Origin of the sequence: Flavobacterium mesophilum, from assembly GCF_039581405.1 — a bacterium.
GTDB lineage: Bacteria > Bacteroidota > Bacteroidia > Flavobacteriales > Flavobacteriaceae > Flavobacterium.
The window spans coordinates 710,314-725,729 of record NZ_JBCPXZ010000003.1; the positions used below are offsets into that span (position 1 = coordinate 710,314).

Here is a 15,416-nt window from a genome sequence, read left to right on the forward strand (position 1 = left end):
TCTGCACTGTTACTAATTCCTAAACCTTATTTTTGACGAAAAATTATTCTGAAAAATGATTCGCCTTTTTGATATTTCGCTTCAATTAAATGGTTTTCCAATAAAGAAAGCCAAAGCCGAATTGGATAAAATTGTTCATTTTTCTGAAGAAGAATTTGCTTCGTTTCTCGAAACTAAAAAAGCAGAAATTGTTGATTTTCATTTAAAAAACAACTCTTTTTACAAGGAATTGGCCGGAAATTCAACTGCTGAAAATTGGGAAAATCTTCCAATTTTAAACAAACAGAATTTACAAAAACCGCTGGAAGAAAGGCTTTCAAAAGGTTATCCCAAAAAGTCCGTTTACCTCAACAAAACTTCTGGATCTAGCGGAACTCCTTTTGTTTTTGCTAAAGACAAATATTCGCATGCTTTGACTTGGGCATCTAATATTATGCGTTTTGGTTGGTTTGGAATTGATTTTAATCATTCATATCAAGCCCGTTTTTACGGAATTCCAATGGATTTTATTGGCTATCAAAAAGAGCGTTTCAAGGATTTTTTGACGCATCGTTTTCGCTTCCCGGTCTTTGATTTATCTGATGACGTTTTGGAAAAATTTCTACAGAAATTCAAAACCAAAAAATTCGATTACCTCAACGGATATACCAGTTCTATTGTTTTGTTTGCCAAATATTTGGAACAAAAAAATATTATTTTAAAAGAGATTTGCCCAACATTAAAAGCTTGTTTTGTTACTTCGGAAATGCTTTTTGAATCGGATAAAAAATTGTTGGAAAAACAATTCGGAATTCCAATTATCAGCGAATATGGCGCATCTGAATTAGATTTGATTGCTTTTGAAAACCCTCAAGGGGAATGGCAAGTAAATGCTGAAACTTTATTTGTCGAAATTTTAGACGAAAACAATAATTCTGTTCCACATGGAACAGAAGGAAAAATTGTAATTACGTCTTTATTCAACAAAGCAAATCCCTTCATTCGATATGAAATTGGCGACATTGGAATTTTGGATGAAAAAAGCACGCCTCAAAAACCAATTCTAAAAAAACTTATTGGAAGAACAAATGATGTTGCGATTTTACCAAGTGGCAAAAAATCTCCAGGTTTGACGTTTTATTATGTTACCAAAAGCATTATTGAAGATGATGGAAACGTGAAAGAATTCATTATCAAACAAATCAAATTAGATACTTTCGAAATTGAATATGTATCTGAAAATGAATTAGCTTCAGAACAAATCGAAAAAATAAAACAAGCAATTGATCTGTACTTAGAACCCAATCTAAATTTCAGTTTTGCCCGAAAAACAGTTTTAGAAAGAACCAATCGCGGCAAGCTAAAACAATTTAAATCTTATTTATAATATAAATAAAATCTTACATTTGTTTTTTATTTAAAAACTTATGGACGATCATTCTCTTCTTTCTGAAGAAACAATTTCTAATAAAATATATTTTATTCGCGGACAAAAAGTGATGCTAGCATTTGATTTGGCAACACTTTATAATGTAGAAACTAAAAGACTAAATGAGCAAGTTAAAAGGAATTTATCGAGATTTCCTCAGGATTTTATGTTTCAACTTGAAGAAAATGAATTCGAAAACTTGAAGTCGCAAATTGCGACTTCAAGTTGGGGAGGAAGCAGAACATTACCATTTGCATTTACAGAACATGGAATTCTAATGCTTTCAAGCGTATTAAAAAGCGACAAGGCAATCCAAACCAATATTCAAATCATGAGGATTTTCACGAAAGTGAGACAAATGCTTTTGGATACAACTGAAATTAAGGTTGATATTCTTCATATTCAGAAGAAGTTAGAAAATCATGATAAAAATATAGAATTGGTTTTTTCTTATTTAGATGAATTAACTGAGAAAAAAGAAAATGAAGAAGAAAGAGTAAAAATTGGATATAAAAAGTAATTCTTTAAGGTCGCAATTTGCGACCTTAAATTGGAGGTCACAATTTGTGACTTCCAATTTTAATCAACATCCTGGAAGAAATTGTGACTTTAAAAAACTTGATATCACAAATTGTGACTTCAAGTTTACTATTTAGTCTTAAAATATTTTATAGGACAAAAAAATGGAGGTCGCAAATTGCGACCTCCATTTTTTAAATCTTCTTTATGTATTGTTTTTTTACAATCAGCTGAGTATATAAAAACCGAATCATCAACAAAACAGAAAACACAAAATTATACCCGTGGAATTCTCGATAAACTCCAAAGTTGTGTTTGATTAATTTGAATTTTGAAGAAGAAACAGAATCTTTTCTAATTCTGTAAAAAGCCAAAGGTTCTGGAACTGGTTTAGCTATTTTAATTTGTTTTAAAATCGTAAGCCAAATTCTCCAATCCTGACGTTTTTGAGACGTTTCCAAAATGATTTTTCCAAAATAATCAGCATCATAAATCGCTGTCAAATTGCCTACATAATTGCAGAAAAACAATTCTTTATAAGTCAGCGGATTTGGTGATTCGACTCTTCTATTTAAATCATTTCCTTCTTCATCAATAGAATCGTAAAAACTAAAAGTGAAGTGTAAATTATTTGCTTTTAAAAACTGAATCTGTTTTTCTAATTTCTCTGGAAACCATAAATCGTCGGCGTCTAAATAGGCAATGTATTTTCCTGTGGCTTTTTCTAAAGCAGTATTTCTAGCAAAACCATTTCCTTTATTTTCTGGTAATTTGAAGAGTTTTATTCGGCTGTCTTTTTGCGCAAATTCTTCAATTATAACAACCGTTTTGTCTGTAGAAGCATCATCCGCCAAAATCATTTCCCAATTACTGTAGGTTTGATTTTGAACTGATTCGATTGTTTGTCTAATGAACTTTTCAGTATTATATGTGGGTACAATAATAGAAACTAATTCGCTCATTTATACTAATTGTTTTTGGGATTTATTAAAAAAACAGCCCGAATTCAATTTAAAATTCGAGCTGTCTGAAATTTTATTTTATATAACTAGAAAAGTCTTTATGTTCTTCTTTGGCAAGTTCTTCCGGAGATAATGATTTGAAATATTCATAAGTGATTTTCATTCCTTCTGCACGGCTTACTTTTGCTTCCCAGCCAAGTAATTCTTTTGCTTTTGTAGTATCTGGCTGACGTTGCAAAGGATCATTTATTGGCAGTGGATGATAAACTACTTTCTGATTTGTTCCTGTCAGTTTTATGATTTCTTCAGCAAAATCTTTAATTGTTATTTCATCAGGATTTCCAATATTTACCGGATACACATAATCAGAATGTAATAATCTGTAAATACCTTCAACCTGGTCATCAACATAACAGAAAGAACGCGTTTGCATTCCGTCTCCAAAAATTGTCAAATCTTCTCCACGTAGCGCTTGTCCAATAAACGCCGGGATTACACGCCCGTCATTTAATCGCATTCTTGGCCCATACGTATTAAAAATACGCACAATTCTGGTTTCTACGCCGTGAAAAGTATGATACGCCATAGTGATTGATTCCTGAAAGCGTTTTGCTTCGTCATAAACACCACGTGGACCAATTGTATTTACGTTTCCGTAGTACTCTTCTGTTTGCGGATGAACTAAAGGATCTCCATAAACTTCAGAAGTCGATGCAATCAAAATTCTTGCTTTTTTAACTCTTGCTAGTCCCAATAAATTATGCGTTCCTAAAGATCCAACTTTTAAAGTCTGTATAGGAATTTTCAAATAATCAATCGGGCTTGCTGGCGACGCAAAATGCAAAATATAATCTAAATCACCTGGAACATGAACAAACTTCGTGATATCGTGGTGATAGAATTCGAAGTTTTCTAACTTAAATAAATGTTCAATATTTTTGAGATCTCCAGTAATCAGGTTATCCATTCCAATAACAAAATAGCCTTCTTTAATGAATCGGTCACACAAATGCGATCCTAAAAATCCTGCAGCTCCGGTAATAAGTATTCTTTTCATAATTGTTTTAATTGAACATTTTCGGATTTCATTCAATAATAAAACCCAAGATACACGCACAAATGTACTAAAATATCTGTCCTTTCAAATGACCCTTGAAACCATATCTTAAAAAGAAGTTTTACCTTTGAGATAAATATTAAACTCATTTCTCTATTTTTACCTCGAAAATAAATCCAATATTTTGAAAGTTGTACATGTAATTGAGGCGCTCGGTGGTGGCGTTTATACTTATTTTAGAGATTTATCGACTTTCTTTGGAGATGATGAAATAAACAAAAACGTAGAAACCACTATTATTTATAGCGGTAATCGAAAAGAAATAGATGCTCAAAAAATCAAATCTGAATTTTCAGATGGTGTTAAACTGATCCAGGTCAATATGGTTCGGGAGTTATCTCCATTTCAAGACATAAAATCGGCTTATCAATTAACAAAAGAGCTTAAAAAATTAAATCCAGATATTATTCACCTGCATTCTTCAAAAGCAGGAGTTTTGGGCCGAGTGGCTTATTTTTTTCTATTTAAGAAGAAAAAACTCTTTTACACGCCTCACGGATATTCATTTTTAAGAACTGATATTTCAAGCACTTTCCGAACATTTTATTGGACAATTGAAAAAGGTTTCCAGCGTTTTTTTGGTGGAACAATTGTCGCTTGCGGCGACACCGAGGAAAAAATTGCTCAAAAATTAGGGCCTGCAAAATTAGTCCGAAACGGTATTGATATTGCAAATGTTCAAGAACATTACACACCTCATCAAAACGAAAAACTAACAATTGGCATTATGGCCAGAATTACCGCTGCCAGAAATCCTGAAATGTTCAATCAAATTGCGTTAAAATTTCCAGATTTTAATTTTGTGTGGATTGGCGACGGCGAATTACGACCTTTAATTACAGCACCAAACATCCGAATTACAGGCTGGATTTTAGACCGAAAAACAGTTTTAAAAGAGCTCAACAATATTGATATTTATATGCAAGTTTCCCTTTGGGAAGGTTTGCCAATTGCTGTTCTTGAGGCTATGGCATTGCAAAAACCTGTTATTGCTACTAATATTATCGGGAACAAAGATGCTGTTCTTCACAACAGTACAGGGTTTCTTTTTAAGGAAATAACCGAATTAGATGCTTTCTTCGAAATTTTAAAAGATACCGAAACTAGAGCAAAATTTGGTGAAAATGCATTATCAAGATGCCGGCAATTATTCGATAAAAATCAAAATTTTAAACAGCTTTTGGCACTTTATCAAGAGTAACTTTCTGCTGCAACCAATAACTCGCAAAAATAGAGGACCAAATACCGCTGAAGGCAATTCCGTCAAAGCTGAGCAAAAGATCATCGGTTAAATTTGAGGTGAAAAAAATGAGAAAAAAAGAAACTATTATCGCATTTTTTAGATCATAACCTAAATAGCCAATTGTAAAAATATAAAGCACTACGACCAAAGGTCCGAGGATTCCAAATTTCAGCAGAAAATCCAAAAACTGATTGTGCGTGGGGAACTCATATTTCGCCAAAAAATGCTGATTTGTATCTCGGTAATATTTAAATAATTCCGGTTTTCCATCTGCGGCTCCAACTCCAAAAGGAAGATTTTTTACTGATAATTCCCAAGCCGATTTCCAGATAGAAACTCTCGTTACCAACGAATTAAATACTTTTATTTCGGGATGATCAATTTCGTCTAGTTTTCCAACTTTGTCCATATAAGCAAAAGTTACCGAGGAATATTTTTCTTTCATATATGGATTCTTCTGAATGAATAAAAACAGAATTCCTCCCAATAAAACAACAACAGAAAAGCCCGTTAAAAGAATCTTCTTCGGATTAAATTTGGATCGGATTTCGTAAAAGAAAACAATCATAAATCCGATTAAAACATTTATCAAAGCCATTCTGGTATTTACCAAAAGCACAAAGAAAAAAGACAACAGGAAAACCAAAATACTCAAAATTTTGAATCCTGTTTTTTGCTGATTTTTAAAATTATCGAAAACAAAATACAGCGCACAAACTGAAACAAAAGCCAAATGCATATTCAATTCTGGCGCATGAATTCCAATGCTGTCTGCAAATTGATATCCCATTTCCCACAAATCAATTCGATTGAGATATTTATCTATTAAATCCGGAAAAAGAATGACAAAGCGAATCAAGAAAAAAATCATTAACGCCGTTGTCGAAACGACATATGTCCGAACTATTTTAAAGAAATCTACGCGTTGATAGTTTCCAATAATAAACAATGGAAAAACTAGCAATGATGTCCTTTTTTCAATCGCCTTCAATCCTAAAAGAAATGAATCATTATTCCAAAAAAGCAGTAATTCCAGTAAAACTGGCGAGGCAATACAAGCAATTAAAACGAATTGTTTTTTAGAATATTTCAATTTTTTGGCAAACATCAAACTAAACACTGCAAAGAAAACAATCAGCAATGAACAGGGTTTCCTGAAAATCATTGCAATCGCCATTACACACAAGAATAAGTGAAATATTTTATTGAAGTTCTTTTCGGAAATGGTCATAATAAAGTGCGAAATAGATTAAAGGAAAAATCCCAATTTTGTGCCGGATCGATGAACCTAAGTCTGGTTCAAAAACGCCCTGGAGAATAAAAAAAGAAAACAAAATGAACATAATCAAAAGTTCATAACGATACTTTTTTCTTGCTATCAAACATTTAGAAAATCGGACTAGCAAAATATAAAACACCAAAAGCTGCCAAATTACAAAAACAATGATTTGAGGAGAAAGAATGTGTTTTAACCCATTCAATGGTAGATTTACAGTAAAAAATCCATAAAAAATCCCGATTGTTTCTCCGTACCAAGTATCTGTTTTTACTGGCGAAGTAATCATGGAATTGGCATCTCCAGAAACCATTCTTGAGCTGTTTACCACTTCTCTACTTATTTCAGAAAAATATTTTCCTTTTACGACGCCATAACTCAGTGATAAAAAAACCGCAATCAGCAAACCGTAAAAAATGGTACTTACTGTTTTGTTTTTAAAATTGATGAAACTCACTGCATACATTCCGCCACCAACAACAGGAATCAAAGCAAAATAAGGACGATATAAAGCACCAAAAACAACCAAAAGCACTGAGGCTATCAGAATTGTTTTTCGGAACGAAAATCGCTCGTTTCGGCACAATAAAACAATTACCGCGATAAATAAGTACGTTATAAATTCTTTTGACGGCATTGAGATAAAAATCGCAATCATAAAAATGCCCAAATACACTAAAATATTCTTAATATTCAGTTTTTCAAAATTATCCGGAATGCCGATTTTGTATAAAATATAGATTAAAATTGGAAATTGAATCAACGCAATTATGGGAAAAGGAAGATGCCTAAAACCAATAATTTTATAAAACAAAATCGTAAGCGGATAACTTCCTAAATACCCAATTTCATTGTACTTATCGTAAATAATAATGGCAGTATCGTAGAAAAATTTTGGAGGCAGAATAAAATAAGACAAAAATGCCACAACTAAATTAGCTGCCGCAATAAGCAAAAATGCTGCTGTACTTTTTTTAATTAAAACCTGCATAATCTATTTCAGTGTTCTGTATTTTTTAAACCAAATTGTTTTTACTCGATAACCGTTTAAAAAGAAAATCAACGCTTTGAAGTTCAAAAACGAGTAAAATTTCATGACTTTGTCCACTTTTAAATTTCGCCCTTTTTGAAGCAAGTATTTCCACGAAACTAAATTATTCCAAATTTCATTTCGCGTTTTGGCCGACAAAACATAAAAGTCTTTTAAAATTACGACATAATTGCAAGCCCAATAATTTTCGATTGCTTTGCTTAAAATTTCAGATTTCATTTTTTCTGAGCCCAAACCCTCTTTTACCATATCATAAACATCTTCGATATGTTTTGCGCTCACGGTTGTCGTAATTGAACCTTTTCGGACTTGGCGGTAAATATAAAATGATTTGGAATAAATGCTGAAAGTCTTCAAATAATGTATCAATTTCCCACACCATTCAATATCTTCTGATTTTCTTCCGATGGGAAAAAACAGCTGATGATCAATCAAAATTGATCTTTTAATAACTTTATCCCAAGCCGATGCAACATATAAATCATAATAAACCAAATTTAGAATCTCATCTTCAAATTTCCCATTTTTGTTATTTATGAATCTTTGATTGTATTTACATAAAACATCATTTTCTGAGAAAAATCGGCTTTCTTCGTGTATGATTACATCAGGATTTGTCTGAGAAATTACTTGTCCTAAATCTTCTAAAACTTGTTTTCCCTGCCAATAATCATCACTGTCGGTAAAAATAATATAATCGCCTTTTGCCGATAATAGCCCTACATTTCTGGCATCGGACAAACCGCCATTTTTTTTGTCGATAATTTTTATCTGAGAAAAATCAGCTTGGTATTTTTGACATATTTTCAATGAAGAATCTGTAGAACCATCGTTGACTAAAATCAATTCAAAATCAGAAAAACTTTGGCACAAAATACTGTCCAAACATTGTGGCAAATAATCCTCAACGTTGTAAACAGGTATAATTATGCTAAAAAGTTGATGCTCTTTTTGAATGTTCATTTCCTTACTATTAATTCAAAAATACCTTTATTTTATCTTTTTTGTAAATGAAAACCGCAACAGCAAAATTCCAGAAAAACGAGCTTGAAACAAACGCAGTTGCCCCTCCGATCATTCCGTATTGCGGAATTAAAAATCGGTTTAAAACAAAATTTAAAATTACGGTAATAATCAAAATTACTTGAAAAGTGTGTTGCCTTCCAGTCATATTCAAATAAATTGGCGCCGAACCAAATGCCGAGCAAATTCCTTGGCCAATCACTAATATTAGAAACGCTTCTTTTGCCACAATATATTGAGGCCCGAAAAAGGATAAAATATATTCTGAAAAAATGCTGATTAAGAGAATTACCGGAAATGTTATTCCGAAGATTAATCGAGAACAGTTTCTTACGATTTTGATTAATTCGGCTCTATTTCCGCTTGCAAAATATTCCGAAATTTTAGCCGAAACCGTAATATTGATTGTCAAAATCACTACCGAAATAATCGTCATTAATTTCACTCCAACGGAATAAAAAGCTACAGTTTCGTCATTTCTGTATTTTTTCAGAAACATAATGTCAAAACACATCAATAAAAAAATAGCCATACCGCTAATCGCGATTGGATATGATTTCACGAAGATTTCTTTATGTGAAAAAATGGCATCTCTTTCTATCAAAACTGTTTTACTGAAATAATAAAAAACGAATATCGAACTGATTACCGCCAAAAACACAAATCCAAGCAAAAAAACATCAACCAAATAGGTTTCTCTGTGCCAATAAAACAACGCAACAGAACCAATTATGAGCGGAATATATTTGACGATATTTCGAAATAATTCTGCAATATAAAGTTTGTCCAAAGCTCTGATAACTTCTGTATTCAAAGTCGATAATCCATAGAAAAACAGTGTCAACGAGCCTTTTAAAAAAATCGAATACACTTCAGAATCTCCAAAATAATTGTTGATGATTTTTTCGTCAATAATCAAAATAACGAGCAATGCAATAATTGACGTTGCAAAAAGCATTGCAACCATTTTGAAATATATTTTCTTTAGTTCTTCAATCGCGTCAAGGCTTGCCAATCGCCCTTTGAAATACAAAATCGACTGATCGAAACCTAATAAACAAATACTTCCGACGGCAATAAGAAAGGAACGTGCAAAATCATACTGACCTACTAATTTTGGACTATAAGATTTGGTAAGGAAAACAGTAAAACCAAACAATAAAAGGACTCCAAAAATCCTTAAAAACAAGGTACCGAAGCTTTGTTTTAAAAACGGATTTTGTGAAAATCTCTCAAAAAGTGAATTGGCTTTCAATTTATTAAAGTTGATTTGCCTTTGAAAGAGCAAGCTGTTTACGGTAAAATTTGAAAAACAGACTCACCAAAACAAAAAGAAAAATAAAAACAAACGGCAAAATGATTTTCAGATTTCCGTTCACCGTTTTATTTTCATTGATGTTCAACGTAGAGTTGATTTCTTTGATCGTTTTATCAAAAGTGATTAGCCTGAATCGGTTTTTTCCTTGTTCAGTAACTAGTTTTTGTTTGGTTTTTATAATGTCGTTTAGCTGTAAATTTTCATTATTGTAAACCAATTTATCGCTTTTTGCACCGCCCGAAAGACTGCTTAAAACTTGATCAATCTGCGAAATTATCGTATCATTTTGAGCTATTTCTTTTTCTAGGTTTTTATATCCAATTTTTTGAATATCATTATAATAAGCGGAATTATTCAGATAATTTAAAAGTGGTTCGACAACTTCTTTTTCGGTTGCCGGCTCAGATGAAATAAAAGAAATAGTGTGATATGTGTAATTTTTGCTCGTTACATTATCTTCTAAAACCTTTTTGATCTCACCTACCTCAGCCATTAATTTGATCAATTCCAGGTTTTGCTCCTTGTCTTCGATAAATTTATAAACATCTGCAACGGGCTTGATTTCAATTTTTCGGATGTATTCTGGATGCTGAATTCCAACGGTATTTTTCAGAAAATCTGCGTCTCCAGAAATAATTTTGGCTTCAATCAAATCGATTTTGGCATACAAATAATCAACACTTTCAAAATTTGGCGTAACCACAATCTGATTTTGAAATGATTTTTTGTTTGAATCCAAATAGAATCCAAGCGCAACTCCAAGTACAAACAAAATCAGAACCGCAATCCAATTCCGGATAAAAAATTGAATAGCTCTAAAAATGAATCTATTCAAACGATCAAAAAAACCTCCAATGCTTTTTGAAAGCTGAAAAATATCGATTTCCTGATCCTGATTTTGGGGTACTTTTGTACTCATTTATAATTTATTTTACGTTGAAAATTTGTTCCAAAATTTTAATTGTAATCAAATATGTTGGTTTTACACCAGTTGTTCCCAATCCGCCTGAAGCCAGCGTACTTCCGGTTTCCAAAGGATTATCTGATGCATAATACGCATAACGAACTTTAATGTCGTGTGGCACGCTTTTTCTAATTTTTGATGCCGACTGAATCGCTTTCTGGTAGTAAGATCCTTCCATTTCCAGACCAATTACGCCCCAAGTTGATTCGTGGAAAAATTTCAGCAAATCTCTGTTTTGCAAAGATGTCCCTAAAACGGTAACCATCGCCCCTTCGTAAATATCGATATCATTTCCTTTAAACATTTCGCCCGTAAGCTCATTTTCGAAGAAATAATTATCAGCAGTTCCTTCGTTGATATGCGCTGTCGGAATCATGATATCGCCTTTTCCGCCTTCCAGAATTCCAGCTTTACCCATAATCGAAACCGATTTTACATTCAGCAAAGTTTCTTTTTTAAATGGTTTCAAAAGCTCGTCTATCGTTTCATACGCCTGTTCTCCAAACGCATAATCCATTACGATAATGACTGGTTTTTCTTCGCCAACATTTGCGTTTGAAAATGCTGTTTTTGACCAGTCAATTTTTGCTGTATCAAAAATCTGAACGTCAATATTTGTTCCTGAGCAATCTGGTAACGAAATCATTCCGTTTTTCAACGCCAATTCTTCAACTTGTCCTCTTATTTCTTTTGAACCCGAACCGCTTAATTCTTCATAAATAAAGAAATCCGTTTTGCCTTTATATTTTGGCGTTAATAAAGGCGTCGCAAAAATCGAGTTCATCACACTGTGCATATTGGCACTAATTACGTGAATTGGACGTTTCAAAAGGTCATTTGTTTTTAAAACTTCTTTGATGTTTGTCGCCCAAATTTCTCCGTGAATATGGTGTCCTAAACGCTCACGCAAAACCGGACTGAAGGTAATTGTACGTTTATTATTCTCAACAATTTCTTCAATTGCCAATTTTCCTAACCAATAGATAACGTGCAAGAAACGATCTGGTGCATTTTCTGAACCAAATGCATCATAAATATCCAAAACTTCTTCAAATGTTCTAGCCAAGATATTCGCTACGTGCGAAATTGCTTTTTCTTTTTCAATCTGCGTCAATTTTTTGGTTTGCATTACTGCTTGTTCCAATTTCAGCCAATCGCGTGAAACTTCACCGCCGTCATCAATTAAAACGCGGTTTTTGATTTTATGAGATTCAATGAAAATGAAAGTCAAATGCGTCAAAATATCGTAAATATCCGAGCGTCCGCGCGTGATTTCTACGTTCATTTGTTCTTCGTCAATTCGGTAACAATTTCTTCTTCTTTTTGGAGGAACAATCGGCTGGAAATGAGATTTTGAATAGCCTTCATCAGAAGTTAAATTGATAAATCGACATTGCTCAATTCCGATTGGTAGACGTTCAATAACGTATAAAAGTCCGTTTAATTCTACTTTTTCTTCGGCAATATTTCCGTAGATTTCTGGACGTAATGCCAATAATGACTCTCTTAAACTATCGCCAGAAACTCCCATTGGTTTGTAAAAACCACGGTTAAATAAATGACGCATTGTAATGTACATTTTTTCGATAGCTGCAGATGATTCCTGCGCTCTTGATCTTGATATATGTTTGGTTTCTTTCATTCTATTCTATTTATAAATTCAAATGTAAGGATTTTGCCTTTTAACTATGAATCTTTTCGCGTTATTTCTCACTGTTTGTGTAACGTTTGTTGATTCAGGGCATGCCCTGAATCTGCACCATAACCAATGAAAAATTATTTTGATTTATCTGCTATTTTTAAATTTATCTTTTCCCCAATTTTCTGGATTTGAAACAATATAATCAGAAATTCTTTGATAGTCATTATTGCTTCTAATGATATTGTCGTAAAATAATTTTTGCCATTGATATGGATATCCTAGTCTGTTAGCGTGTTTTGTTACAGCAGATTTATAGGATCCAACTACAGAGGAAATGGTATTTTTTCCAATGTTTTGAAATCGTTGCGAACCTGGCGGTTTGGGTTTAGACTGTTGAGGCGATTGAGATCGTTGAGACAGGGTATGCCCTGTCTGTACAACAATATTGGTATTATTCCTGTTATCCAAATCAATATTATTCTGTTTATCAATAATCAAAATTCCGTGAATATGATTTGGCATGACCACAAAATCGCCTAATTCAATGTTTTTATGATGCATTGGAATTTGATGCCACAATAAATCGGCAATTATGCCTGCCTCTGACAAAATCATTTTACCGTTTTGGATTTCTCCAAAATAATGTTCTCTGTCTTGAGTACAAATGGTTATAAAATAGGCTCCGTTCCAACCATAATCCCACCATTGCGCTCTTATTGAAGAAATACGGTATTTATTTTGAAATTTTCCTTGACTCATTTAATTTTCATTTACTTATCCATTCTAATTCGTATGGATAAATAACTGTTTAATCTCGGAAATATTATTTATTTTTTGTAAGATTATCCGCAATTTTTCTATCATTCGACAATCTCGGAATTTTATTTTGTCCGCCTAATTTTCCTTGTGATTTCATGTATTCTTGGAAACCGTTTTTTGAAACTTTGGTAATCACTACTTTCTGCAACACATTTCCGGTGATTAAATCGTCATAATAAATGTTTTGCTTTCGCATTGAATCGTCAATGGCTTCGGCGAAAGCGTTCATATTTTCGGGTTCTTTTTCAAATTCAATCAGCCATTCGTGATACGGCAATCCACTGTCTGGTGTAATTTGCGGTGCAACGGTAAATTCGTTTATTACAATGTTACTTCCGGCTGTTGCTTCTTTCATAGCATTTTCAACTTCGTTTGCAATTACGTGTTCCCCAAAAGCTGAAATATAATGTTTGATACGTCCCGAAACTATAACGCGATATGGTTTTAACGATGTAAACTGCACCGTATCACCAATATTATATCCCCACAGTCCGGCATTTGTAGAAACTATTAAAGCATAATTTACCCCAATTTCAACTTCTCCTATTGTGTATCTTTTTGGATTTTCTGTAAAAAATTCATCCGCTTTGATGAATTCATAGAAAATTCCCGAATTCAGCAATAAAAGCATTCCTTTTTCTTTCTGAGAATCTTGATAGGCGAAAAAACCTTCGGAAGCTGGAAATAACTCAATGCTATCCACTTTTTTGCCAATCATTTGCTCAAATTTCGCCCGATATGGCTCGTAATTAACACCTCCGTAAATAAACAAATTAAAATTTTTGAATATTTCACTGATCTTTTTTCCGCCACTTTTTTCCTGTAAACGCTCAAAATACATTTGAACCCAAGACGGAATACCGGAAATCACCGACATATCTTCTTTTATCGTTTCGTCAACAATCGCATTTACTTTGGTTTCCCAATCATCAATGCAATTCGTTTCCCACGATGGCATTCGGTTTTTTTGTAGATATTTCGGAACAAAATGCGCTACAATTCCAGAAAGTCTCCCAAATTTTATTCCGTGTTTTTCAGTCAAAATTGGGCTTCCCTGCAAGAAAATCATTTTTCCGTCAACAAAATTGGCATTTCCAGTTTCATTGATGTAATGGAGAATCGCATTGCGCGCCGCTTCGACATGAAAAGGCATGGATTCTTTTGTAAGCGGAATGTATTTTGCACCCGAAGTTGTTCCCGAAGTTTTAGCAAAATAAATTGGTTTTCCTTTCCAGAGAATATTCTCCTCGCCTAATTTGACTTTTTCAACATAGTTTTTCAAATCCTCATAATCCCGAATTGGAACATTTTTTTGAAAATCACTGATCCTTTTTATTTGATCAAAATGATGATCTTTTCCAAATTCGGTGTTTTGCGCATTTTCTATTAAACTTTTAAAAACCTTTTGCTGGGTTTCAACTGGTTTTTCTGCCCATCTGAGCGTTTGTTTATATACTTTTCGAGCAAATATTTTTGCAGCAATTGACTTAATTGACATTTTTTGTGGTATTATTTTTTGTCACTTTTCTTATTGTTTTTTTTGCTTTCACTTTGCTCCTTCTCCATTTTTGTAACATCTTCTCTAAGCTTGATTTCCTCTTCAGTTGCCTTCATATTTACATCCTGATGTTCCTCATTTTCGGCAATAATAGAATCTTTATTAAATTTTGCATACTCCAATTCTCCTCTTAAAACCTTTTGAACTCCTTTTAAATAGGCTTCATTATGCTTTAAAACTTTCTCCAACGAATCTGATTTTATCGCCAATTCGGTTGCATTTCGTTTTAATTCTGAAGACGAATAACCCGGAATAAATTCGCGAAGCGGCGTAAAAGCAATGATAAATGTAGTAACTAAAATCAAAAATATGCCGCCTAAAGTGAACATTACGAAAACATTCATCAAAGTCAGCCTTAATGAAAAAATTTCTTCAAAAGTATTTTCGTTCAAAATTACCAATCGGTTTTTGATGAATAATTTTTTTCTAAAATTTTTATTTTTTTTAGCCATTTTATTGTTTGTACTAGCAAATATAGTGATTAATCATGTTCTTATTATGGGAGAAAAAACGGCA

Annotated in this window: 14 protein-coding genes; 3 read left to right on the forward strand and 11 right to left on the reverse strand. The window is 32.9% G+C overall.

Going from position 1 to position 15,416, the window contains the following annotated elements:
* Window positions 1-55: 55 nt before the first annotated feature.
* Window positions 56-1,366, forward strand: a complete 1,311-nt coding sequence (locus tag AAYQ19_RS12040; protein WP_343536548.1) for a phenylacetate--CoA ligase family protein — start codon at window positions 56-58, stop codon at window positions 1,364-1,366.
* A 40-nt stretch (window positions 1,367-1,406) separates the two neighbouring features.
* Window positions 1,407-1,928 (forward strand): ORF6N domain-containing protein, encoded by a 522-nt coding sequence (locus tag AAYQ19_RS12045; protein ID WP_343536549.1) that lies wholly within the window; start codon window positions 1,407-1,409, stop codon window positions 1,926-1,928.
* A 193-nt stretch (window positions 1,929-2,121) separates the two neighbouring features.
* Here the strand turns inward: AAYQ19_RS12045 and AAYQ19_RS12050 are convergent, their stop codons facing one another.
* On the reverse strand, window positions 2,122-2,889 hold the full coding sequence (locus AAYQ19_RS12050; RefSeq protein ID WP_343536550.1) for a glycosyltransferase family 2 protein: 768 nt from the start codon (window positions 2,887-2,889) through the stop codon (window positions 2,122-2,124).
* Between the two features lie 73 nt (window positions 2,890-2,962).
* Window positions 2,963-3,946: a UDP-glucuronic acid decarboxylase family protein gene (locus AAYQ19_RS12055; protein ID WP_066033174.1), complete on the reverse strand. Its 984-nt coding sequence runs from the start codon at window positions 3,944-3,946 to the stop codon at window positions 2,963-2,965.
* Between the two features lie 184 nt (window positions 3,947-4,130).
* On the opposite strand from AAYQ19_RS12055, the gene AAYQ19_RS12060 reads away from it, so the two are divergent.
* Window positions 4,131-5,207: a glycosyltransferase gene (locus tag AAYQ19_RS12060; protein WP_343536555.1), complete on the forward strand. Its 1,077-nt coding sequence runs from the start codon at window positions 4,131-4,133 to the stop codon at window positions 5,205-5,207.
* Here the strand turns inward: AAYQ19_RS12060 and AAYQ19_RS12065 are convergent.
* The 9 genes from AAYQ19_RS12065 to AAYQ19_RS12105 all read right to left on the reverse strand — a co-directional run bounded on the left by AAYQ19_RS12065 (window position 5,176) and on the right by AAYQ19_RS12105 (window position 15,352).
* Window positions 5,176-6,342: an O-antigen ligase family protein gene (locus AAYQ19_RS12065; RefSeq protein ID WP_343536556.1), complete on the reverse strand. Its 1,167-nt coding sequence runs from the start codon at window positions 6,340-6,342 to the stop codon at window positions 5,176-5,178. The two genes, AAYQ19_RS12060 and AAYQ19_RS12065, sit on opposite strands and share 32 nt — an antisense overlap.
* A 109-nt stretch (window positions 6,343-6,451) precedes the next feature.
* Window positions 6,452-7,516, reverse strand: coding sequence for a hypothetical protein (locus AAYQ19_RS12070; RefSeq protein ID WP_343536557.1), 1,065 nt, complete (start codon window positions 7,514-7,516; stop codon window positions 6,452-6,454).
* A 3-nt stretch (window positions 7,517-7,519) separates the two neighbouring features.
* The gene (locus AAYQ19_RS12075; protein ID WP_343536559.1) at window positions 7,520-8,539 is read right to left on the reverse strand and encodes a glycosyltransferase family 2 protein; all 1,020 of its coding nucleotides are present in this window, start codon (window positions 8,537-8,539) and stop codon (window positions 7,520-7,522) included.
* 10 nt (window positions 8,540-8,549) lie between these two features.
* Window positions 8,550-9,854 carry an MATE family efflux transporter gene (locus AAYQ19_RS12080; protein WP_343536560.1) on the reverse strand — a complete coding sequence of 435 codons (1,305 nt, stop codon included), beginning with the start codon at window positions 9,852-9,854 and terminating at the stop codon, window positions 8,550-8,552.
* 4 nt (window positions 9,855-9,858) lie between these two features.
* A complete protein-coding gene (locus AAYQ19_RS12085) occupies window positions 9,859-10,836 on the reverse strand; it encodes a hypothetical protein (RefSeq protein ID WP_343536561.1) in 978 nt (325 codons plus the stop codon).
* A gap of 7 nt (window positions 10,837-10,843) precedes the next feature.
* Window positions 10,844-12,523, reverse strand: a complete 1,680-nt coding sequence (locus AAYQ19_RS12090) for a DUF6909 family protein (RefSeq protein ID WP_343536563.1) — start codon at window positions 12,521-12,523, stop codon at window positions 10,844-10,846.
* 144 nt (window positions 12,524-12,667) lie between these two features.
* Window positions 12,668-13,282 carry a transposase gene (locus AAYQ19_RS12095; protein ID WP_343536564.1) on the reverse strand — a complete coding sequence of 205 codons (615 nt, stop codon included), beginning with the start codon at window positions 13,280-13,282 and terminating at the stop codon, window positions 12,668-12,670.
* A 64-nt stretch (window positions 13,283-13,346) separates the two neighbouring features.
* On the reverse strand, window positions 13,347-14,840 hold the full coding sequence (locus AAYQ19_RS12100) for a GH3 auxin-responsive promoter family protein (protein ID WP_343536565.1): 1,494 nt from the start codon (window positions 14,838-14,840) through the stop codon (window positions 13,347-13,349).
* 11 nt (window positions 14,841-14,851) lie between these two features.
* Window positions 14,852-15,352: a peptidase gene (locus AAYQ19_RS12105; protein WP_343536566.1), complete on the reverse strand. Its 501-nt coding sequence runs from the start codon at window positions 15,350-15,352 to the stop codon at window positions 14,852-14,854.
* Window positions 15,353-15,416: the final 64 nt, after the last annotated feature.